The 21140-nt window shown below is 70.9% G+C and carries 14 protein-coding genes; 11 read left to right on the forward strand and 3 right to left on the reverse strand.

The features are described from left to right. Nucleotides 1-10: 10 nt before the first annotated feature. A complete protein-coding gene (locus ACFZBB_RS30495) occupies nucleotides 11-2038 on the reverse strand; it encodes a beta-galactosidase (protein ID WP_391129098.1) in 2028 nt (675 codons plus the stop codon). A gap of 696 nt (nucleotides 2039-2734) precedes the next feature. Between ACFZBB_RS30495 and ACFZBB_RS30500 the strand changes: the two genes are divergently transcribed. From ACFZBB_RS30500 to ACFZBB_RS30545, 10 genes are all read left to right on the forward strand, one after another. Then, the gene (locus ACFZBB_RS30500) at nucleotides 2735-4396 is read left to right on the forward strand and encodes an ABC transporter substrate-binding protein (protein WP_391129101.1); all 1662 of its coding nucleotides are present in this window, start codon (nucleotides 2735-2737) and stop codon (nucleotides 4394-4396) included. 5 nt (nucleotides 4397-4401) lie between these two features. Then, nucleotides 4402-5445 carry an ABC transporter permease subunit gene (locus ACFZBB_RS30505; RefSeq protein ID WP_391129240.1) on the forward strand — a complete coding sequence of 348 codons (1044 nt, stop codon included), beginning with the start codon at nucleotides 4402-4404 and terminating at the stop codon, nucleotides 5443-5445. 6 nt (nucleotides 5446-5451) lie between these two features. Beyond that, on the forward strand, nucleotides 5452-6351 hold the full coding sequence (locus tag ACFZBB_RS30510) for an ABC transporter permease subunit (protein ID WP_391129104.1): 900 nt from the start codon (nucleotides 5452-5454) through the stop codon (nucleotides 6349-6351). Further along, nucleotides 6351-7409 carry an oligopeptide/dipeptide ABC transporter ATP-binding protein gene (locus ACFZBB_RS30515; RefSeq protein WP_391129107.1) on the forward strand — a complete coding sequence of 353 codons (1059 nt, stop codon included), beginning with the start codon at nucleotides 6351-6353 and terminating at the stop codon, nucleotides 7407-7409. Before ACFZBB_RS30510 ends, ACFZBB_RS30515 begins: the two co-directional genes overlap by 1 nt. After that, nucleotides 7406-8539 carry an oligopeptide/dipeptide ABC transporter ATP-binding protein gene (locus ACFZBB_RS30520; RefSeq protein WP_391129110.1) on the forward strand — a complete coding sequence of 378 codons (1134 nt, stop codon included), beginning with the start codon at nucleotides 7406-7408 and terminating at the stop codon, nucleotides 8537-8539. Before ACFZBB_RS30515 ends, ACFZBB_RS30520 begins: the two co-directional genes overlap by 4 nt. After that, a complete protein-coding gene (locus ACFZBB_RS30525) occupies nucleotides 8539-9579 on the forward strand; it encodes a substrate-binding domain-containing protein (protein WP_391129112.1) in 1041 nt (346 codons plus the stop codon). Before ACFZBB_RS30520 ends, ACFZBB_RS30525 begins: the two co-directional genes overlap by 1 nt. Before the next feature lie 143 nt (nucleotides 9580-9722). Beyond that, nucleotides 9723-11324 carry an FAD-dependent oxidoreductase gene (locus tag ACFZBB_RS30530; protein ID WP_391129116.1) on the forward strand — a complete coding sequence of 534 codons (1602 nt, stop codon included), beginning with the start codon at nucleotides 9723-9725 and terminating at the stop codon, nucleotides 11322-11324. Beyond that, nucleotides 11321-13525: a glycoside hydrolase family 3 N-terminal domain-containing protein gene (locus ACFZBB_RS30535; RefSeq protein WP_391129119.1), complete on the forward strand. Its 2205-nt coding sequence runs from the start codon at nucleotides 11321-11323 to the stop codon at nucleotides 13523-13525. Before ACFZBB_RS30530 ends, ACFZBB_RS30535 begins: the two co-directional genes overlap by 4 nt. 365 nt (nucleotides 13526-13890) lie before the next feature. Beyond that, a complete protein-coding gene (locus tag ACFZBB_RS30540; RefSeq protein WP_391129122.1) occupies nucleotides 13891-15582 on the forward strand; it encodes a right-handed parallel beta-helix repeat-containing protein in 1692 nt (563 codons plus the stop codon). A 137-nt stretch (nucleotides 15583-15719) separates the two neighbouring features. Then, nucleotides 15720-18002, forward strand: a complete 2283-nt coding sequence (locus ACFZBB_RS30545) for an FAD-dependent oxidoreductase (RefSeq protein WP_391129125.1) — start codon at nucleotides 15720-15722, stop codon at nucleotides 18000-18002. 24 nt (nucleotides 18003-18026) lie between these two features. Here the strand turns inward: ACFZBB_RS30545 and ACFZBB_RS30550 are convergent, their stop codons facing one another. Continuing rightward, nucleotides 18027-18248 (reverse strand): hypothetical protein, encoded by a 222-nt coding sequence (locus ACFZBB_RS30550; RefSeq protein ID WP_355332750.1) that lies wholly within the window; start codon nucleotides 18246-18248, stop codon nucleotides 18027-18029. 163 nt (nucleotides 18249-18411) lie between these two features. Next, nucleotides 18412-20043: an FAD-dependent monooxygenase gene (locus tag ACFZBB_RS30555; RefSeq protein ID WP_391129128.1), complete on the reverse strand. Its 1632-nt coding sequence runs from the start codon at nucleotides 20041-20043 to the stop codon at nucleotides 18412-18414. A 303-nt stretch (nucleotides 20044-20346) separates the two neighbouring features. Between ACFZBB_RS30555 and ACFZBB_RS30560 the strand changes: the two genes are divergently transcribed. Further along, on the forward strand, nucleotides 20347-21108 hold the full coding sequence (locus ACFZBB_RS30560) for an alpha/beta fold hydrolase (RefSeq protein ID WP_391129132.1): 762 nt from the start codon (nucleotides 20347-20349) through the stop codon (nucleotides 21106-21108). Nucleotides 21109-21140: the final 32 nt, after the last annotated feature.

Consider the following 21140-nt stretch of genomic DNA (forward strand, 5'->3'; position numbering starts at 1 on the left):
CAAGGCGACGTCAGCGAGGACCCGTACCGCCTTCCTCCACCACCGCCACCTCGCCCGCCGGCACGGCGACGACTCCCGGCGCGCGGGCGCCGGACAGGAGGTCGGTCCCCGTGGCGGCCACATGCGCGGTCGCCCCGGTGTGGTTGACGGCGAAGAGCCAGGACCGCTCTCCGGAAGGCCCGCTTCTGCGGATGACCTCCACACCGTCGCCGGCCCCCTGGGGCGCGGGCGCGCAACCGGCCTGCGCGGCCCACCGGGGAAGCAGGCGCAGGAGGGACGGGACGTCGGGGCGGGTCGCGAGATAGCGGACGTTTCCGCGGCGCAGGACCGCCGGGCCACCGGCCGCGGGTCCGTCGGTGAAGCGGCACTCCACCTCGGTCCCGGCGTCCGGGACGACCCGCTCGGCCCATACGTTCCCGGTCGAGCCGTCGTCCAGGGCGACGGTTGCTCCGGCCGTGAGCGGCAGGTACTCGTCCACGGTCAGGCCGAGCAGATCGCGGAGCGCTCCGGGGTACGGTCCGGGATGGACGCGGTCGTCGGGGTCCACCACGCCGCTGAAGGGACCGACGACGAGGTGGCCGCCGCCTTCGACGTACGCCTCCAGGGCGCGCGCCGTCGAAGCGGACAGCGCGTACAGCGAGGGCACGAGCAGGAGCCGGTGCGCACCGGGGGCCGGGGCGGGGACGATGTCGCAGCCCAGACCGGCGGTCCACAGCGCGCGATGCCAGGTGCGGAGCGCGTCGCCGCAGGTCAGGTCCGAGCTCGGCCGGTCGGGCAGCTCCAGAGCCCACATCGCCTCGTAGTCCAGGAGCAGCGCGATCGGGGCCGGCGGGCAGGTGCTCTCGGCGACGTCGGCCAGACGCGACACGGCGTTGCCGAGGGCGCTGGCCTCCCGCCAGACCCGGGTGTCCTCGCCGCCGTGCGGGAGCATCGCCGAGTGCCATTTCTCCGGGCCGTACGCGGACTGCCGCCACTGGAAGAACAGCGTTCCGTCGGCGCCGCGGGCGAGGTGCGTCAGGGTGTTGCGGGCCATCTCGCCCGGGACTTTGGCGATGTTGCGGTGCTGCCACTGCACCCCGGAGGTGGAGTGCTCCATGAGCAGCCAGGGCCGGCCGCCGGCCAGGCCGCGGGTGAGGTCGGCGGCGAACGCGAGCTCGGCGGCGCGGTGCGGATCCTCGGACCCGAGGTAGTGGTCGTTGGAGACGATGTCGACCTCCCGCGCCCAGCGCCAGTAGTCGCTCCAACGCAGCGCGCTCGCCATGAAGTTGGTGGTGACCGGACGGCCGGGGGAGTGGGCGCGCACGATGTCGCGCTCGGCCCGGAAGCAGGCCAGGTGTTCGGCGTCGCTGAACCGGTAGAAGTCCAGCCACAGGGCGGGCGGGAGGCGGCTGGTACTGGTACGCGGCGGGGTCACCTGGCTCCAGTCGCTGTAGGTCATGCCCCAGACGCCGGTGCCCCAGCGGTCGTTGAGGGCGTCCAGGTCGTCGCCGTACGTGGTGCGCAGCCAGGTGCGGAACGCCGTCGCGGAGGTCTCGCACCAGCAGTGCGCGTTCCCGTTGGCGTACTCGTTGTTGACGTGCCACATCACGACCGCGGGATGGTCGCCGTAGCGCTCGGCGAGGCGGCGGGTGACGATCGCGGCGCGCTCCCGGTAGAGCGGTGAGGACGGGCAGTACGCCTGCCGCGAGCCGGGCGCCAGCCGCCGTCCGTCGGCGGTCACGGGAAGCGACTCCGGGTGGGCGTGCGAGAACCACAGGGGCGGAGCGGCCGTCGGCGTGGCCAGGTCGACGGCGATGCCCGACGCGTGCAGCAGCTCGACGGCCTCGTCGAGGCCGGAGAAGTCGAAGGCGTCCCGCCGGGGCTCGATCCAGGACCAGGCGAAGACGCCGAGCGAGACCAGATTGACCCCCGCCTCGCGCATCAGGCGGACGTCGTCCTTCCACGTCGCCGCGTCCCACTGCTCGGGGTTGTAGTCGGCGCCGTATGCGGGGCGCGGAACACGGCCCCAGACGGAATGCTGCCGGTCGGGTCGCGACATGCGCGGGCTCCTGAATCCTGGAATACGAAAAGGCGGTGGGGAATGCGACGACGAGTGGGACGAGAGGACGGACGAGAACGGGGACGAGAGCGAGGACGCGTGAGGGCGCGCGAGGGCTCGGTGGGCGAGCGGGGCCGGTGGAGGCACCGGTCCGGCCCCGCTCGGGTCAGGGGCGTACCGGGTGTCCCGTCCCTCACCATTGAGCGGCGAATGCGCTCGGCGACGAGCGGACGAGGCACCTGGAAAGCAATGCGAAAGGCGCCGGGGAAAGCGTCGTGAAAACGCGCGGCACACGTCGTGTCCGGGCGCCGAACGCGAGTGAAAGCGCGGCCGACCCTGCCTGGCCATGACGTCAGGCGCCGGTGAAGTGCGTCGGCCGGTGCGCCAACTTAGAGCGATCACCCAGGGGTGTCAACGCCCGGCGGCGGTCATCCCCGGCGCGCCCGTCGGCCGTACGGGACGGTGGCCGCGAACGTCCCGGGTGACGTCCCGGGGAGCCGTTCCGCCGTGTCCCAGGCGCCGTTCAGGTGGCTGGAAAATCTTCCCGTCACAGTCTTGACCCCTCCCGGCAACGTGCGTACGTTTCCGGATCATACGTAGAAGCAGAGGCCATGACAGCTCAGCCACTCGTGCTCATACGTATGTGCACCCCATTTTGTGCGCTGTATCGCCACTCACGAGGAGCAGGAGTCAGCCATGCCCACCAGAAGAGCCTTTATCGCTCGCGCCGCCGGGGCGGCCCTCGTCATACCGCTGGGGGCGAGCGCGTGTAAGAGCGGTACGGCCGCCACGGGCGGCGCGGGCAAGGGCTCGGGCACGCTGGTCTTCGGGAAGACCGACGGCGGGACGACCTTCATCCGCAACTACAACGTCTTCGGCCCCGCCATCCAGAAGTCGCCCAACGCCGAGATGATCTATGAGCCGTTGGCGCGGGTCGACTACAGCGACGGCGCGAAGGTCAAGCCGTGGCTGGCCAAGAGCCTGGAGTTCGACCCGACGGGCACCACGCTCACCGTGAAGCTGCGCGACGACGTGACCTTCTCCGACGGCAAGCCCATGACCGCCGACGACGTGCTCTTCTCGCTGAACCTCCCGCTGAAGGACCCCAGTTTCAACCTCGGCGGCACCACGTACGACCGCGTCGCCAAGGTGGATTCCTCGACCGTCACGGTGCACTGGCCGCACGCCGCCTTCAGCGAGCTGAGCCAACTCGCCTCCATCCAGGTCCCCGTGGTGCCCGCGCACATCTGGCAGGGCAAGAACATCAAGAGCTGGTCCAACCCGGACCCGGTCGGCACCGGCCCCTTCACCCTGGACCGGTTCGCGCCCCAGCAGATCACCCTGCGCGCGCGGACCGACTACTGGGGCGGCCGGTTCGCCGTGAAGCAGATCAAGATCATTCCGACCAACGGAGACGCCCTGCGGGCGCAGTTGGTGCGCGGCGACGTGGACTGGGCGCTGGCGGCCTGGGGCAACGCCGAGCAGGAGTACACCGCCAAGGATCCCAAGCACAACCTCTACCAGAAGTACGCGACCGGCGGCGCCTACTCCCTCTTCTACAACACCGCGAAGGCGCCCTTCGACAACGTCCACGTACGGCGGGCGCTGGCGATGACGATTCCCCGCAAGGACATCGTCACCACCCTTGAGCGCCCCGGCACCGAGGCCGGCCCGACGGGGCTGGTGGACCAGATCTACGGGGACGTCATCCTGCCCGAGTACCGGGGCAAGGTGCAGCAGGTCGACGCCGAGGCGGCCAAGAGGGAACTCGCCCTCAGCGGCTACGAGGTCAAGGGCGGCAAGCTCGTCAAGGACGGCAAGTCCTACGCTCCGAAGCTCTCGTTCAACCAGGACTTCGGGTGGGACCCCTACGCGAACATGATGGTCCGCAGTTGGCAGGAGCACCTGGGGATCAAGGTCAAGTCGGTCGGCGCGCCCGGGGCCAACCTCTACGAGCAGCAGCAGACCGGCGAGTTCGACCTCACCATCAGCACCTCGGGCGGAGCGGGCGTCGCCGGTGTCTACAGCGCCCTGAGCAGCCGGGCGTTGCGGCCGCTCGGGCAGACGGCCGCCACCAACTTCGGCCGGTGGAAGGACGCGCCGACCGACGCCGCGATCACCGACCTGCTGTCGTCGGCCGACCCGACCGTCACCAAGAGCGCGGGCGGGAAGCTGCAACGGATCGTCGCCGAGCAGGTGCCGTACAGCCCGATCTACAACAGCTACTGGTTCGTCCTGATCAACGCCAAGCGCTGGAGCGGCTGGCCCACCCCCGAGCACTTCTCCTACGTGCCCTTCCCCGGCAACGGTCCCGACGCCACCCTCACCCTGCTCAACCTGAAGCAGGCCACCACGTGACCGCGATCGCCGCCTCCGCCGTACCGGCGGCCGGCCGGTTCCGGATTCCGCGCCGCTGGGGGTTCCTGCTGCGCCGACTGGGCTTCTACCTGGCCGCCACCTGGTCGGCGATCACCCTGAACTTCTTCCTGCCGCGGATGATGCCCGGCGACCCGTCGGCCGCGATCGTCGAGAAGCTCCAGACCGTCAGCGGTCAGCAGATGTCGCCGAGCGCCATGGAGTCCATCCAGAAGGTGTTCGGCAATCCGAACGCCGGTATCGGCCGTCAATACCTGGACTATCTCAGCCAGTTGGCGCACCTCAATCTGGGCGTTTCGATCAGCAACTACCCCACCCCGGTCACCAGCCTGCTCCGGCAGGGCCTGCCCTGGACCATGCTGCTGGTCGGCGTCACCACCGTGATCGCGTTCGTCCTGGGCACCGGCATCGGCGCGATGGCGGGCTGGAAGGCGGGCAGCCGGTTCGACACGATCGTCAGCCCGCTCACCACGTTCGTCTCGGCGGTCCCCTACTTCTGGATGGCGCTGATCGGCCTGTGGCTCTTCGCCTTCCAACTGGACTGGTTCCCGCTGGCCGGCGGATACGACGCCGACCTGACGATCGGCTTCTCGCCGTCGTTCGTCCTGAGCGTGCTGCACTACGGAGTGCTCCCGGCGGCGACCATCGTCTTCTCGGCCTTCGGCGGCTGGCTGCTGGGCATGCGCAACATGACCGTCACCACGGTCCGTGAGGACTACGTCCTGCTCGCCCAGGCCAAGGGCCTGTCCGGCCGCCGGGTGATGCTCCGCTACGCCGCCCGCAACGCGGTCCTGCCGAACTTCACCGGCTTCACCCTGGCACTCGGCCACGTCGTCGGCGGCGCCCTGCTCACCGAGGTCGTCTTCAACTACCCGGGTATCGGCTATCTGCTCTACACCTCTCTCCAACAGCGCGACTACCCGGTGATGCAGGGCGTGTTCTTCCTCATCACCCTCACCGTGCTGCTGGCCAACCTCCTGGCGGACTCCGTGTACGTGCTGCTCGACCCGCGCATCAGAGAAGGGGGGTGACCGGCCGTGCGTACCCTGTTCCTCCGCAGTTGGAAAGTCCGCATCGGCCTGGGCATCCTCGTCTTCTTCCTCCTGCTCGCCGTGTTCGGCCCCTGGCTGACGCACAGCCTGCTCGGCCTGGACCCGCGCGCCAACGACACCACCGCCATCTCCCGGTCGCCCGGCGGCGGACATCCGCTGGGCACCAACCAGTTCGGGCAGGACATGCTCGCCCAGGTCGTGGCCGGTGCCCGCGGCTCGATGTACGTCGGCGTGCTCGGCGCGGTGGTCGGCACGGCGATCGCCATCCTGGTCGGCGTACCGGCCGGGTTCTACGGCGGCAAGATCGACGGCGCCCTGAACTTCCTGACGAATCTCTTCCTCGTCATGCCGACGCTGCCGCTCATCATGATCGTGGCCGGTTACCTCCAGGGCACGGGGCTCACCACGATCGCCCTGATCATCGGCTTCTTCGGCTGGTCGGGCGGCGCGCGCACGCTGCGCGCCCAGGCCATGAGCATTGCCAACCGCGACTTCGTACGCGCCATGCGGATGCTCGGCGAGCGCGGGCGCCGACTGGTCTTCGCCGAAGTGCTGCCGCACCTGACCGGCCTCATCGCGTCGATGTTCCTGCACGCGATGATCGGCGCCGTCATGGCCGAGGCGGGACTGGCCTTCCTCGGCATCTCCGACTCCTCGTCGATCAGTTGGGGGACGATGATCCAGGGAGCGCAGCAGCAGAGCGCGGTCCTGCGCGGCCTGTGGTGGTGGTTCGTGCCGCCCGGCCTGTGCATCGCCCTGATCGGCACCGCGGCGGCGCTGGTCAACTTCGGCATCGACGAACTGGCCAACCCCAAACTGCGTGTCGCCCGCCCGGTGTCCACCCGGCGCACCAGGCAACTGGCGCGGACGGGAGGCGCGGCCTGATGACCGTCCGCACAGAGCCGAAGCACCGGCCGCTGATCCCCGCGGGACAGACCGTCCTCGAAGTCCGCGGCCTGACCGTCGAATACGCCACCGGAGCCGATCCGGTGCGCGCCTGCTCCGACATCTCCTTCACCCTGCGCCGAGGGGAGATCCTCGGCGTCGCCGGAGAGTCCGGCTCGGGGAAATCCACGCTGATCACCGCCCTGACCCGGCTCCAGCGCCCGCCGGCCGTCACCACCGCGGGCGAGATCCTCTTCCACGGCAGGGACGGCGCGCCGCCGGTCGACCTCGCCGCGCTCGACGGCAAGCAGATGCGCCGCTACCGGTGGACGGCCCTGTCCATCGTGCTCCAGTCCGCGATGGACGCGCTGAACCCGGTGATGCGCATCGGCGCCCAGTTCGCCGACGTCCTGCGCGCCCACGACCGCGCGCTGAACAAGCGGGCCGCCTGGGCCCGGGCTGCCGAACTGCTCGGCCTGGTCGGCATCTCCGAGGACCGGATCCGCGACTACCCGCACCAGTTGTCCGGTGGGATGCGTCAGCGGGCCGCCATCGCCCTGGCCCTGGCCTGCGGGCCGGAGTTGGTGGTGATGGACGAGCCCACGACCGCCGTCGACGTGGTCATGCAGCGGCAGATCCTCGCCCAAGTGCTGCGCCTGCGCAAGGAATTGGGCTTCGCCGTCGTCTTCGTCACCCACGACCTGTCGCTGCTGCTGGAACTGGCCGACCGTATCGCCGTGATGTACGCGGGCCGCATCGTCGAGGTGGGCGAGGCCGCGGCCATCTACGGGGCGCCCAAGCACCCCTACACCCAGGGGCTGCGCGACTCCTTCCCGCCGCTGCACGCCCCGCTGCGCGATCTGCACGGCATCCCCGGCACACCCTCCGACCTGCGCCGTCTGCCGTCGGGCTGCCCGTTCCACCCGCGCTGCGCGCGGCGGACGGACGGGTGCGACGAGCGGCTGCCGCTGCTGCTGCCGGTGGGCCCCGAGCCGGGACACGAAGCGGCGTGCCTGCTCAACGAGACCGACGGCGACAACGGAGGCGAGACCCGATGAGCAAGCACATGACCGAGGCCGTATCCGCTCCGGACGAAGAGGCCCGCACGCCCGACGTGGCGCACGAGGCGCCGTCGTATGTACTGGAGGCCCTGGACGTCTCCAAGCACTTCACCGCCCGCGGCGCGCTCGGCCGTACCTCCGTCGTCCGCGCGGTCGAGGACGCCACGGTCCGGCTGAAGCCCGGTCAGATCCTGGCGCTGGTGGGGGAGAGCGGCAGTGGGAAGACCACGCTCGCACGGATGCTGGCCCGCTTCCACGAACCGACGCGGGGCGAGATCCTGCTGCGCGGCGAGCCGGTGAGCCGCAGCAGGCGAGGGCGGCGCGCCTACCACTCCGAGGTCCAGATGATCTTCCAGGACCCCTTCGGCTCACTGAATCCGATGCACCGGGTCCGCTACAACCTCGACCGGGCGCTGCGGCTGCACCACCCGCACCTGTCCGCGGCCGAACGCGAGCAGCGGATGACGCTGCTGCTGGAGAAGGTCAGCCTCACCCCGGCCGCCGAATTCGCCGCGAAGTTCCCGCACGAGCTGTCCGGGGGCCAGCGCCAGCGCGTCGTCATCGCCCGCGCGCTCGCCGTGGAACCCAAGGTGCTGCTCGGGGACGAGCCGATCTCCATGCTCGACGTCTCGATCCGGCTGGAGATGCTCAATCTGCTCCAGCGGCTGCGCGCCGAGGACGGCCTGGCGCTGCTGTACATCACGCACGACATCGCCAGCGCCCGTTACCTGTGCGACGAGATCGCCGTGATGTACGCAGGGCAGATGGTGGAGTCGGGACCGAAGGAGGACGTCATCGCGTCCCCGCAGCACCCGTACACCAAGCTGCTCATCGAATCCTCGCCCGACCCCGAGCGCGGTGTCGGCGACCGCGAGGCGTTCTTCGCGGGCGCCGACGAACTGGGCGAGCCGCCCAGCCTGATCGACCCGCCGGAGGGCTGCCGCTTCCACCCCCGCTGCCCGTTCGCGATGAAGGAGTGCGCCGAGCAGGCCCCACCGGTCACCGACCTCGGCGACGGGCACTGGGCGAAGTGCTGGCTGCACGCCAAGGGCCGGGCCGGGGTGATGGCCGGCACGACACACGCCGCGGCGACCACCGCCCGCCGGGAAGCACTCCAGGGGGCGTGATGACAGGACAACGACGCGGCAGGGCGCCCAACCAGGCGGACGTGGCACGGCTCGCCGGAGTGTCCCAGTCGGCGGTGTCCCGGGTGATCAGCGGTGACGCGGCGACCGCGCGGATCTCGGAGGAGACCCGGCGGAGGGTCTTCGACGCGGTGAAGGAGTTGGGCTACGTCGCCAACCCCGCCGCCCGGGCGATGCGCAATCAGCGCAACAACCTGCTGGGCGTGCACACCTTCGAGCGGGTCTTCCCGCACGCACGCGAGGACTTCTACTTCGAGTTCCTGCTCGGCATCGAGGAGCGCGCGGAGGAGACCGGCTTCGACCTGGTGCTGTTCACCTCCACCGGGGCCGGCGGCGACGGCGAGCGCAAGATCTACCGGGGCGGCACGAACCGGCTGAATCTGGCCGACGGCAGCATCCTGCTCGGTGTGGCGACCGACCGCGGTGAGCTGGCCCGGCTCTGGTACGAGGGGTACACCTTCGTGCACATCGGCCGCCGCGAGGTGCCAGGCGCGGAGATCCCGCAGATCATCCCCGACTACCGGTCGGCCAGCGGACAGATCGTCGAGCGCCTCGCGGACCACGGCCACCGGCGGTTCGGCTACGTGCGCGACTGGCTGGAACTGGAACCGTACGCCGACCGCCGCACCGGCTACGCCGAGGCCATCGCGCGGCTCGGGCTGACGGACACCTCCCCGGGCCACCTCGGCGCGGCCGACCTCGACCAGACATGGCTGGACGAGGTGGCGGACGGCGGCGCGACCGCCATCGTGGTGGAGAGCGTACGGCTCGCGGAGTCTCTGCGTGACGGCCTCGCGAGCCGGGGCCGCAAGATCCCCGAGGACGTCTCCGTCGCCGTACTGGAAGGGGCTTCCGCGGACCTCGCCGGTCAGTGGGCCTCGCTGGAGATCCCCCGCAAGGAGATCGGCCGGATCGCCGTGGACCAGCTGCACGCGATGCTCGACGACCCCGGCAAGCGGGCCGAGAGCGTCCTGGTGCCGTGCCCGCTGGTCCCCGGCGCCACCATCGCGGCGGTGAGCTGACAGGAGCGGCCGCACAGCACGCATCTCACGACAGCGGGCGGCGTCCGTCGATCACGGCTGCCCTGAAGACACCCGGCACGACCACCGAGCCGGAACCGACCGTTCCGACCGGCAGAGACCGGTGACAAGGAGTACTTGGGCACATGGCAGAGATACGAACAGAGATCCTCGTGGTCGGCGGTGGGCTGGGCGGCGTCGCGGCCGCGCTCACGGCGGCGCGGCTCGGCCGTACGGTGGTGCTCACCGAGCCCACCGACTGGCTCGGCGGGCAGCTCACCGCCCAGGCCGTGCCACCCGACGAGCACCCCTGGATCGAAGGCCCCGCCTGCCCACCCGGCTACGCCGACCTGCGCAGACGCGTGCGCGACTACTACCGCCGCAACTACCCGCTCACGCCCGAGGCGGCGCGGGACCCCCGACTCGATCCGGGTCTCGGCATCGTCAGCCGGATGTGTCACGAACCGCGGGTGGCCGCGGCCGTCATCGAGGAGATGCTGGCCCCCTGGCGGGCCTCCGGCGCGATCACCGTGCTGACGGGGTACGAGCCCGTCGCCGCGCATACCGAGGGCGACCGCGTCGAGGCGGTCACCCTGGCCGGACGGTACGACGACCGTCGGATCACCGTCCACGCCTCCTACGTCGCGGACGCCACCGAACTCGGCGACCTGCTGGAACTGGCCGGTGTGGAACACGTCATCGGCGCCGAGGGCCGCGACGAGACCGGGGAGCCCCACGCGCCCGACACCGCCGACCCCCTCGACCAGCAGGCCGTGTCCTGGTGCTTCGCCCTGGAACACCGGCCGGGCGAGGACCACGTCATCGACCGGCCGGACACCTACGACCACTGGCTCACCACCACCGCGCCCTTCTGGCCGGGACCGCAGCTCTCCCTCACCGACGTCGTTCCGATCACCCTCGAAGAGCGCACCTGGACGCTGATGGGCGCCGACCAGAGCGCGGGGGAGCACTTCGACCTGTGGCAGTTCCGGCGCGTCCTGGCCCGCGAGCAGTTCGTGCCCGGAGCCTTCGCCTCGGACCTCACCGTCGTCAACTGGCCCCAGATCGACTACTGGGAGGCGCCGCTGCTCGGTGTGAGCGCCGAGGCCCGGCAGGCGGCCCTCGCCGCCAGCCGCGACCTGTCGCTGTCCTTCCTGCACTGGCTCCAGACCGAGGCCCCGCGCCCCGACGGCGGTACCGGCTACCCCGGCCTGCGCCCGCGCCCCGATGTCACCGGCACCGCGGACGGCCTGGCCAAGACGCCGTACATCCGCGAATCCCGCCGCATCAAGGCGGAGTTCACCGTCCTCGAACAGCACGTCGGAGTCCAGGCGCGGCCCGAGGGCGCGGGCAGCGAGGTCTTCCACGACAGCGTCGGCCTCGGCAGCTACCGCATCGACCTGCACCCCTCCACCACCGGCCGGACCTACATCGACATCGACTCCTACCCGTTCCAGATCCCGCTGGGCGCGCTGATCCCGGTCCGGGTGGACAATCTGCTGCCCGCCAACAAGAACATCGGCACCACTCACATCACCAACGGCTGCTACCGCCTGCACCCCGTGGAGTGGGCCATCGGCGAGGCCGTCGGCGCTCTGGCCGGATTCTGCCTGGACCGGGCGCTGCCGCCGCGCAAGGTCCGATCCGACCAGGCGCAACTGGCCGACTACCAAAGGCTGCTGAGCCGTACCCTCGGCATTTCGCTGGCCTGGCCCGAGGCGGTCAGGACCCGGACGGAGGACCGATGAACCAGAGAGAGCCCACGATGCCGAACCCGGCGCGCGCCGACGAGCACGAGACCCGTATCGCCGACCTGCTCGGCCGGATGACGGTCGAGGAGAAGTTCGGGCAGTTGCAGCAGCTCGCCTGGGCCTGGAACACCGGCCCCGGCGGGGGCAGTACCGGCGCGGTCGAGGCCGCGGCGCGCAAGGGCCTGCTCGGCTCGGTGCTCAACGTGGTCGGCGCCGCGAACAGCAACGCCGTTCAGCGCATCGCGGTGGAGGAGTCCCGGCTCGGCATTCCGCTGGTCTTCGGCCTGGACGTGATCCACGGATTCCACACCACGTTCCCCATTCCGCTGGCCCAGGCGGCGGCCTTCGACCCGGCCGTGACGCGGACCGACGGCGAGGTCTCGGCGGCCGAGGCCCGGTCCAACGGCATCCACTGGACGTTCTCGCCGATGGTGGACGTCACCCACGAGCCCCGGTGGGGCAGGATCGCCGAGAGCCCCGGCGAGGACCCGTATCTGGCCGCGCGCTACGCGGTGGCCAAGGTGCACGGGTACCAGGGGGACGACCTGTCCGCGCCGGACCGGGTTGCCGCCTGCGCCAAGCACTTCGCGGCGTACGGCGGCGCGGAGGGCGGGCGCGACTACAACACGGTGGACGTCTCGGAGCAGCGGCTGCGCAACCTCTATCTGCCGCCGTTCGAGGCCGCCGTCGAGGCGGGAGCGGCCACCGTCATGGCCGCCTTCAACACCGTCAGCGGCGTTCCCGCGCACGCCAACCCCCGTACGCTGACCGGCGTTCTGAAGGACGGCTGGGGGTTCGACGGGGTCGTGGTCAGCGACTGGACGGGGGTCCAGGAGCTGATCGCGCACGGGAGCGCGGCCGACGAGGCCGACGCCGGGCGGCTGGCGCTGTCGGCGGGTGTGGACCTGGAGATGGTGTCCACCACCTTCGTCGACCACGGCCCGGCCCTGCTGGAGCGCGGCGAGTTGAGCCAGGAGCGGCTGGACGACGCCGTGGCACGCGTCCTGCGGCTGAAGCTGCGGCTCGGTCTGTTCGAGCGGCCGTACGTCGAGGAGTCCGTCGAGATCACCGCCCCGAGCGTCGGCGCACGGGCCGCCGCCCGCGAGGTGGCGGGCCGCTGCATGGTGCTGCTGAAGAACGACGGGGGAGCGCTGCCGCTGGACGCGACCGTCATCGGGACGCTCGCCGTCCTCGGCCCGTTCGCGGACAGCGGCGATCTGCTGGGAACGTGGGCGCTGCCCGGAGCGCCCGAGGCCGTCCCGGTCCTGAGGAGCCTGCGCGAAGCCCTCCCGCACGCCGTCGTCACCCACGTCCCGGGCGTCCCCGCGGACGGCTCCGACGTCTCCGGTCTTCCGGAGGCCGTCGCGACGGCCGCGACCGCCGACGCCGTCGTCCTGGTGGTGGGTGAGCCCTCCGAGATCAGCGGGGAGGCGGCGGTCCGCAGCGACCTGGGACTTCCCGGCCGCCAGGAGGAGTTGATCAGGGCGGTCGCCGCGACGGGCACGCCGTGCGTGGTGGTGCTCGTGGGCGGGCGGCCGTTGACGATCGGGGACTGGGCGGACCAGGTGCAAGCGGTCGTCATGGCCTGGCACCCCGGTATCGAGGCGGGCCCGGCCATCGCCGACGTGCTCACCGGGGCCGTCGTCCCGGGCGGCAAGCTCCCCGTGACCTTTCCGCGGACGGTCGGCCAGATCCCGCTGTACTACAACCACGAGCGCACCGGCCGCCCCTACGACCCGGCCGTGCCGGAGGAGAAGTACGTCTCGAAGTACCTCGACGTCCAGGACGGCCCGCGATTCCCCTTCGGCCACGGCCTGAGCTACACCGACTTCGCCCTCGACGAGCCGACGCTCAGCCGCGAGCGGATCACGGTGCGCGAACTCCTGGCGGGCGAGACGGTCGAGATCACCGTCGGCGTCCGCAACACCGGCGACCGTGAAGGGGAGGAGGTCGTCCAGCTCTACATCCAGGACCCCGTGGCCGCCATCGCCCAGCCGGTCCGCCGCCTACGGGGCTTCGACCGGGTCCGGCTGGCCGCAGGGGAGGAGCGGACGGTCCGCTTCACACTCGGCGCCGACGACGTCGGCTTCTGGACGAACGACCCGGCCGGTGTCTTCACCGTGGAGCCGGGCGAGATCCACGTCCACACCGGCAACAGCTCGCGCACCCAAGCGCGCCGGACCTTCCGGATCACCTGACCAACGCGATACCCGACCAACGCGATACCTGACCAACGCGATACCCGACCAACGCGATACCCGACCATCCGGATACCTGGCCTCCCGGATCACCTGACCGTCCGGATACCTGACCAGAGCCTCCGCGCAGAGGCGTACCGCCCGCGCGGGCACATCACCTCGACCCACGGAAAGGAGCGCGCACGAGGTCCCGTGGAGCCGGATCCGGGATCCGCGACGCCGTGAACGTCGCGGCCCGGAAGCGCACACGGACTGCCCGGCGCCGCGCCGGTACACGCCGGACGCGGCCGGCCGAGGCATGCCCCCACCACGATTCATCGACTGCGTGCCTGTGCGTCGACATACGCACGCAGTGAGGGAGAACCATGAGAGCAAAGGCGCTCACACTCGCGATCGTACCCGTCGTCCTCGGCTGCCTGCCCGCGACAACGGTCGCGGCACACGCCGCGACGGCGACGTACTACGTCTCGCCGAGCGGCAGCGACAGCAACACCGGACTGTCACCCGCCCAGGCATGGAAGACCGTCGCGAAGGTCAACGGCTCCACCTTCCCCCAGGGAAGCTCCGTCTCCTTCGAAGGCGGGCAGACCTTCACCGGCTGCCTGACCTTCAACTCCGTCAACGTGCCCTCGTCGTCCGCGTCCACGCCGTTCGTGGTGAACTCCTACGGCACCGGGCAGGCCACCCTCTCCTCGAACTGCACCGGCGACTACTCAGCGGCCGTGACGGCCGACAACGTCAACGGCTTCCAGTTGACCGGGCTGAAAGTGGTCAACGGCTCCACGACCGCGGCCGGCGTCCTGCTGGAGAACCAGAACGGCACGGCCGCCACCCAGGGGCTGGTGGTGTCCGGCTCCGACATCTCCGGATTCTCCACACCCGCCGGAAGCAGCAGCTCGTTCGGCGGGGAGATCATGATCCTCGGCTACGCGGTCAACGGGCACAGCGGACCCCTGAACGACGTCCAGATCCGTAACAACAAGCTGCACGGCGCGAGCGTGACCTCACCGGACGGGCCCGGCATCTACGGCTGGGGCTCCGGGGAGAACATCACCGGCGTCACGGTCGAGGGCAACACGGTCTACAACCTCGGCATGCCCGCGAAGGAGACGGGTGCGGGCATCACCGGCAACGGCTGGGACGGCGCGGTGATCCAGCACAACGTGATCCACGACGTGGGCGCGAACGTGACCTCGTGCGGCGGCGCGAGCGGCATCGAGACGTACACCTCGAACAACGTCACCATCAGGTACAACGAGGTCTACAACGTGCAGCCGTACCCGGCGTTCACGGCCGGGTGCGACTGGGACGGCATCGACCTCGACGGCGGCACGACGAACTCGGTGGTCGAGTACAACTACACCCACCACAACGCCGGCAGCGGCCTGCTCGCCTACACCTCGACCGTCGACTCCAAGGTGTGGGGTCCCAACACCTACCGCTACAACATCTCCGAGAACGACGACTGGGCCAAGATCCAGGGCGGCCTGATGACCGTCGTGCCCAACGCGCCGAAGAACGCGCTGTCGGTCTACGGGAACACCTTCTTCACCAACGTCGCCCAGAGCACCAAGTCCACGGCCAGCGCCTGCTTCAACTTCGGCTACAGCGCGGGCACCTGGGCCGGCGGCTCACTGATCGCGGACAACATCTGCGACATGGGCAACAGGGACCAGTACGGTCACCCCGGCCAGTTCTACTACAACGTCTACGGCCAGACCGGCATGACGCTGTCGCACAACCTGTACTACGCGGCGAGCTCCCCGGCCTGGCGCTGGGGCGGCACGACCTACAGCACCTTCGCCGCGTGGCAGGCCGCGGGAGTGGAGACCGGACCGGTCTTCGGCGACCCGCTGTTCACCTCGCCCGGCACCGGCGGCACCTGCGCCTGGACGCCGTCCTCCGGCGCGGGACCGCAGCCGTGCCCGCAGGCGTACACGCTCGCGTCCGGTTCCCCGGCCGCGGGTTCGGGAGTCGCCGTCTCCGGCAACGGGGGCGTGGACTACTACCAGAACGCGATCCCCGGCACCCCCAACATCGGCGCCGACGCCGGTTAGCACCCTGCCCCGCACCTGCCGGGGCGGCCCGTCGCACGCGATGAGCGGCGGGCCGCCCCGGCGCGGCGAAGTGACCAGCGCACGGCCCGAACTGACGCCACCTCACCCAGCAGATTCTTAAGGAGCGCTGAAACGGCATGACCGCACCGCGCACTCTCCTCACCACCGAACCCGCCCGCGACAGCCGGGACTTCCGCACCGAGCGGCTCAGCGCCGACCTGGTGATCGTCGGCGGCGGAATGGCCGGTACGTGTGCGGCCGTGACCGCCGCGCGGGCCGGGGCGCGGGTCGTCCTGGTCCAGGACCGGCCCGTGCTGGGCGGCAACGCCTCCAGCGAGATACGGCTCTGGGTGCTGGGCGCGACCGCGCACATGTTCAACAACAACCGCTGGTCACGCGAGGGCGGCGTGCTCGACGAGATCCTCGTGGAGAACATGTTCCGCAACCCCGAGGGCAACGCCGTGCTGTTCGACACCGTGCTGCTGGAGAAGGCGGTCGCCGAGCCGGGCATCACACTCCTGCTGAACACGGCGGCGACGGCGGTGTCCAAGGACGGCGACCGGATCGCCTCGGTGACCGCCTTCTGCGCCCAGAACTCCACGCGCTACGAGCTGACGGCCCCGGTGTTCTGCGACGCGTCGGGCGACGGCGTCCTCGGCTACCTGGCCGGCGCCGCCTACCGGATGGGCGCGGAGTCCACGGAGGAGTTCGGCGAACTGTTCGCGCCCGAGGAGTCCTACGGCGGCCTGCTCGGCCAGTCGATCTACTTCTACAGCAAGGACGTCGGACGGCCGGTGACCTTTGTGCCGCCCAGCTACGCGCTGGACGACATCACCGAGATCCCCCGCTGGCGCAGCTTCGACACCACGGTCCAGGGCTGTCGGCTGTGGTGGATCGAGTACGGCGGCCGTCTCGACACCGTGCACGACACGGAGGAGATCAAGTGGGAGCTCTGGAAGGTGGTCTACGGCGTCTGGAACCACCTGAAGAACTCCGGCGACTTCCCCGAGGCGAAGACCCTGACGCTGGAGTGGGCCGGGCTGATTCCCGGCAAGCGGGAGAGCCGCCGGTTCGAGGGCCTGTACATGCTCCGCCAGCAGGACATCGTCGACCAGCGCCCCCACGCCGACGCCGTCGCCTCCGGCGGGTGGTCCCTCGACCTGCACCCGGCCGACGGCGTGTTCAGCGAGCACGCCGGGAGCAACCACCTGCACGCGCGCGGGGTCTACCAGGTGCCCTACCGCTGCCTGGTCAGCCGTGACGTGAGCAATCTGCTGCTGGCGGGCCGGATCATCAGCGTCTCGCACGTCGCGTTCGCCTCGACCAGGGTGATGGCCACCTGCGCCCAGATCGGGCAGGCCGCCGGGATGGCCGCCGCCATATGCGCGCGTGACGGCGTACTCCCGGCGGAGCTGACGAAACCCGACCGGATGCTCGCCCTTCAGCGTGAACTCCTGCGTGCCGGGCAGCACATCCCCGACCTGGGGCTCGACGATCCGGACGACCTCGTCGGGCAGGCCGCGCTCACCGCGTCGAGCGAGCTGACCGTGGGGTCGCTCCCCGACGACGGTCCCGCGACGCCGCTCGACCACTCGCGCGCCCAACTGCTGCCGCTGGACGCGGGGGAGCTGCCGAGGATGACGCTGACGGTCGACGTGGCCGCGTCCACCACCTTGCGGGTGGAGCTCCGTACCGGCAACCGGCCGGAGGACTACACCCCCGATGTGGTGCTGGCCGCGCGGGAGTTCAGTCTCGACGCCGGCGCCGGGCAGCGGATCGAGGTCGACGTCGAGGCGGTCGTCGACCGGCCGCGGTACGTCTTCCTGACGCTGATCCGCAACGACGACGTGTCGGTGCGGACCACCACCCGGCGCGTCACCGGCCTGCTCTCGGTCCGGCACACGGGCACACAGGAGGCGGACGACGCCGTCGGCAAGCCGCGCGTGGAGTTCTGGACCCCCGAACGGCGCCCCGGCGGACACAACTTCGCCCTGACGATCGACCCTCCGCTCAGGGCGTGGAGCGTGGAGGGCGTCCGCAACGGCCACGACCGGCCCACGGCGCAGCCAAACTCGTGGGCCGCCGCGTACGACGACCGCCGTCCCACCGTCCGCCTGCGCTGGCCGGAACCCCGACGCATCGGCCGACTCCACCTGACCTTCGACACCGACGTCGACCACGCCATGGAGTCCGTCCTCTGGGACCACCAGGAGCGCGCGGTGCCGTTCTGCGTACGCGATTACGTCGTCCGCGCCGGGGACCGCGTGGTCGCAGAACGCGCCGACAACCACCAGACCCACAACGTCATCACCTTCGACACCCCCCTCGAAACGGACGACCTGTCCGTCGAGGTGCTGTCCACGCACGGCGCCGCCCCCGCCGCGCTCTTCGCCGTCCGCTGCTACGCGGCACCGTCGTGACGCCACCGCGGGGAGGTCGGCGTTCTACCGCGCGCGGTGCCGGAGGACGCGGAGCTGGGACATCAGCAGGCGGATCAGCGGCGTGCGGTTGCGGTGGCTGTTCTCGTAGCGCAGCACCGTTTCCAGTTCTTCGCGCTGGAGGGAGGGGACGATTCCCTCGATCGTGAGCTTGGGCAGATGTTTGTAGTCCGCGATCGGCAGAGCGCCGGTGGGCGGCGAGCCGGTCTCGTCATCGAATATGTCCAACGAAGTCACCTCTTGGGTCACGTATGCGCGTGCCCGGAGGAGGACCGGAGAAACGGGTGTTCGAGTGGGGATCGTCACAGGGGCGTCTCCTCGGCGTGCGCGGGGCCCCACCCGCCGTCCGGGGCGGCGCGGCCCCGGACGGCGGGTGCGCCGTCGCTCCCGGTCAGCGTGCGAGCGCGGCCAGCCGGTCCCGTACTCCGGACATGTCCCAGCCCTGGGAGCGGTGGGAGATGAAGCGGTCGGGCCGGAGCAGGCACAGGCCGGGGCCGGTGGCCGCGAACGCCTGGTGGCAGGCGCCGTGCCGGTCACCGAGCAGCGACCGGTCGGGGTCGCCCTTCCCGTGGGTCCGGCTCACCGCGACGACGGTGCCGAAGTCCCCGAGCGCCTCGCGGCCCGCCCGCGTCACCTCGGCGATCCGCCGCTCGTCGTCCTCGTACCCGAGGAACACCAGCAGGGCGTGTTCGCTGCCGCGCAGCCGGTGCCGCAGCGTGGTGAAGCCCGTGCCGTCGTGGACGAACGCGTCGGGGGAGAGGTCGCCGGGGCCGGGGCCGCCCGCGCCGGACCTGCGGGCGCGGTCGACCTGCGGGCTGTGCTCGTAGTCGACGAAGAGTTCGGTGACGCCGAGGGCCAGCCGATGCCGTACGGGAGGGGTCCGGCTGATCAACCGCAGTGCCTGCGCTCGCAGCGTACGGGCGACCGGGGCGTGCGTCGTGGCCACCTTCGTGGCACGGGTCGTGGCGTGCAGCACCCGGTCCGCCACCGGACGGCGCTCCTGCTCATAGGAGTCCAACAGCCCCGCGCCTGCCCGCCCTTGCACGACCAGCGCGAGCTTCCAGGCCAGATTGTGCGCGTCCTGGAGGCCGACGTTCATGCCCTGTCCGCCGACCGGGCTGTGGGTGTGCGCGGCGTCCCCCGCCAGCAGGATCCGCCCCTGCCGGTAGTGCTCGGCCAGCGACTCGCGCACCTCGAATCCGCTCAGCCAGTCCACACGGGAGATCGCGCTGCCGCCGTCGGCGCCCGCGAGCGGGGTGCGCTCGGCGAGCAGCCGGTTGAGCATGTCCTCGTCCGGTTCCGGCGCGTCGGAGCCGGACGGGACGTCGGCGATGACGCGCCAGTGGCCGGGCTTGGGGAGCGGAAGCAGGACGAGGATGCCGTGGCCGCCCAGCCAGGGATGCAGCCGGTCCTGGGGAAGATCCCAGTCGGCCGCGACATCGGCGAGCAGGAATGCGCGGTGCAGATCCCGGTGGTCGCCGGCGAGCCCGGCCGTCCGCCGTACGGTGCTGTGCGCCCCGTCGCAGGCGATCAGCCAGTCGGCGCGGACCGTGCGCTCCGAGCCGTCGGGCATCCGTAGGGTCGCGGTGACGCCGTCCGCGTCCTGACGGCAGGTGGTCAGTTCGGTGCCGCGCTCGGCGACCGCGCCCTGCCGCCGCGCGGCCGTCTCCAGTAAATCCGCCACCTCCGGCTGCGGGAGGGAGAGCGCGAAGGGGAACGGCGAGCGGATGCCGTCCAGTTCGAGCGGGATGACGTCGTCCGGGCCGGGATGGACGTCGATACGGCGCAGGATGCGGCCGCGGTCGACCGCCTCCTCGGCGATCCCGAGGTCGTCGAGCACCTCCAGGGTGCGGGCTCCCACCACCAACGCCCTGCTCTGCGTGTTCTCTTCGGTGGACCGCTCGATCAGCCGGACCCGCACACCGCGCCGGATCAGCTCCTCGGCGACCAACAGCCCGGTGGGCCCCGCCCCGACCACCAGAACCTGGCAACTCGCGCCGCCGTCAACGGTGTTCGCTTCCATCGTTCCTCCGCGAGACCTCATGCGTGTCCTGCCGACACGGCCTGGCCCTCGCCTACCCCGTCCCGCTCTCCGCCCGCGCGGCAAATTCGGCCGGGGCTCGACGCGCCACCGCCGCCGGGTGGGCAGCCGGTCGAGCGGTCCTCGCGGATTGCCGGTTTCGGCCACCCCTGCCTCGCCATTTTCCGTTCATAGGGGTGGCGCTCGCCGGATTAGGGGTTACTGGCGAGTGCGGAGCCGAACTAGTTTCGAAACCGCATGCATGGCACTCCTTGGGCACGTTGGGCGGATTTGTACGAATTGGAGATGTGTGTGAACCGCGAGGCATGGTTCAGCCGCTATCACCCAGCTCCGCCCGGAAGTGAACCCCGCAGACTCGTCTGTTTTCCGCACGCCGGAGGCTCGGCAAGTTTTTACCTTCCCGTTTCCAGCGCGCTGCAACCGGATGTCGAAGTCGTCGGGGTGCAGTATCCGGGACGGCAGGAACGCAGGACCGAGCAACCGGTCCAGGACCTGCACGACCTGGCCGACCTGGCCGCCGAGGCGCTGGCCCCCATGGTCGACCGGAGGACCGCGTTCTTCGGCCACAGTATGGGCGCGGTCGTCGCCTACGAGGTGGCCCTGCGGCTGAAACGGAACCATGGGGTGGAGCCGACCCGGCTCTTCGTCTCCGGACGCCGCGCGCCCTCCGCCCACCGTCCGCTGCCCGATCCGGTCCACCGGCGGGACGACGCCGGCATCGTCGCCGAATTGCGCCGACTCGCCGGTACCCACGCGGATCTGCTCGCCGACGACGAGATCGTGCGCATGATCATGCCTGCGGTCCGCGGCGACTACCGGGCCATCGAGACCTACGCGCCGCGCCCGGCGCCGCCGCTGGACTGCCCGGTCACCGCGTTCGTCGGCGACTGCGACCCGCAGGTGGAGATCGCCGAAGCGGAGGCATGGGCGGGGCACACCACGGGCCCGTTCGACATCGAGGTCTTCCCCGGCGGCCACTTCTACCTGGTGCCCGAGGGGCCGGCGGTGATCGCCGGGGTACGCGACCGGCTCGGCGTGCCGGTGTGACCGATCCCGCGGTGACCGGACCGGCGGTGACC

This window comes from Streptomyces sp. NPDC008139, assembly GCF_042957025.1.
In the GTDB taxonomy this organism is placed as follows: Bacteria; Actinomycetota; Actinomycetes; order Streptomycetales; family Streptomycetaceae; genus Actinacidiphila.

Excerpts from the sequence above, each read along its gene's own strand:
- ACFZBB_RS30495 (WP_391129098.1), bottom strand. The coding sequence starts at position 2,038 with ATGTCGCGACCCGACCGGCAGCATTCCGTCTGGGGCCGTGTTCCGCGC.
- ACFZBB_RS30500 (WP_391129101.1), top strand. The coding sequence starts at position 2,735 with ATGCCCACCAGAAGAGCCTTTATCGCTCGCGCCGCCGGGGCGGCCCTC.
- ACFZBB_RS30515 (WP_391129107.1), top strand. The coding sequence starts at position 6,351 with ATGACCGTCCGCACAGAGCCGAAGCACCGGCCGCTGATCCCCGCGGGA.
- ACFZBB_RS30520 (WP_391129110.1), top strand. The coding sequence starts at position 7,406 with ATGAGCAAGCACATGACCGAGGCCGTATCCGCTCCGGACGAAGAGGCC.
- ACFZBB_RS30525 (WP_391129112.1), top strand. The coding sequence starts at position 8,539 with ATGACAGGACAACGACGCGGCAGGGCGCCCAACCAGGCGGACGTGGCA.
- ACFZBB_RS30530 (WP_391129116.1), top strand. The coding sequence starts at position 9,723 with ATGGCAGAGATACGAACAGAGATCCTCGTGGTCGGCGGTGGGCTGGGC.
- ACFZBB_RS30535 (WP_391129119.1), top strand. The coding sequence starts at position 11,321 with ATGAACCAGAGAGAGCCCACGATGCCGAACCCGGCGCGCGCCGACGAG.
- ACFZBB_RS30540 (WP_391129122.1), top strand. The coding sequence starts at position 13,891 with ATGAGAGCAAAGGCGCTCACACTCGCGATCGTACCCGTCGTCCTCGGC.
- ACFZBB_RS30545 (WP_391129125.1), top strand. The coding sequence starts at position 15,720 with ATGACCGCACCGCGCACTCTCCTCACCACCGAACCCGCCCGCGACAGC.
- ACFZBB_RS30555 (WP_391129128.1), bottom strand. The coding sequence starts at position 20,043 with ATGGAAGCGAACACCGTTGACGGCGGCGCGAGTTGCCAGGTTCTGGTG.
- ACFZBB_RS30560 (WP_391129132.1), top strand. The coding sequence starts at position 20,347 with ATGTGTGTGAACCGCGAGGCATGGTTCAGCCGCTATCACCCAGCTCCG.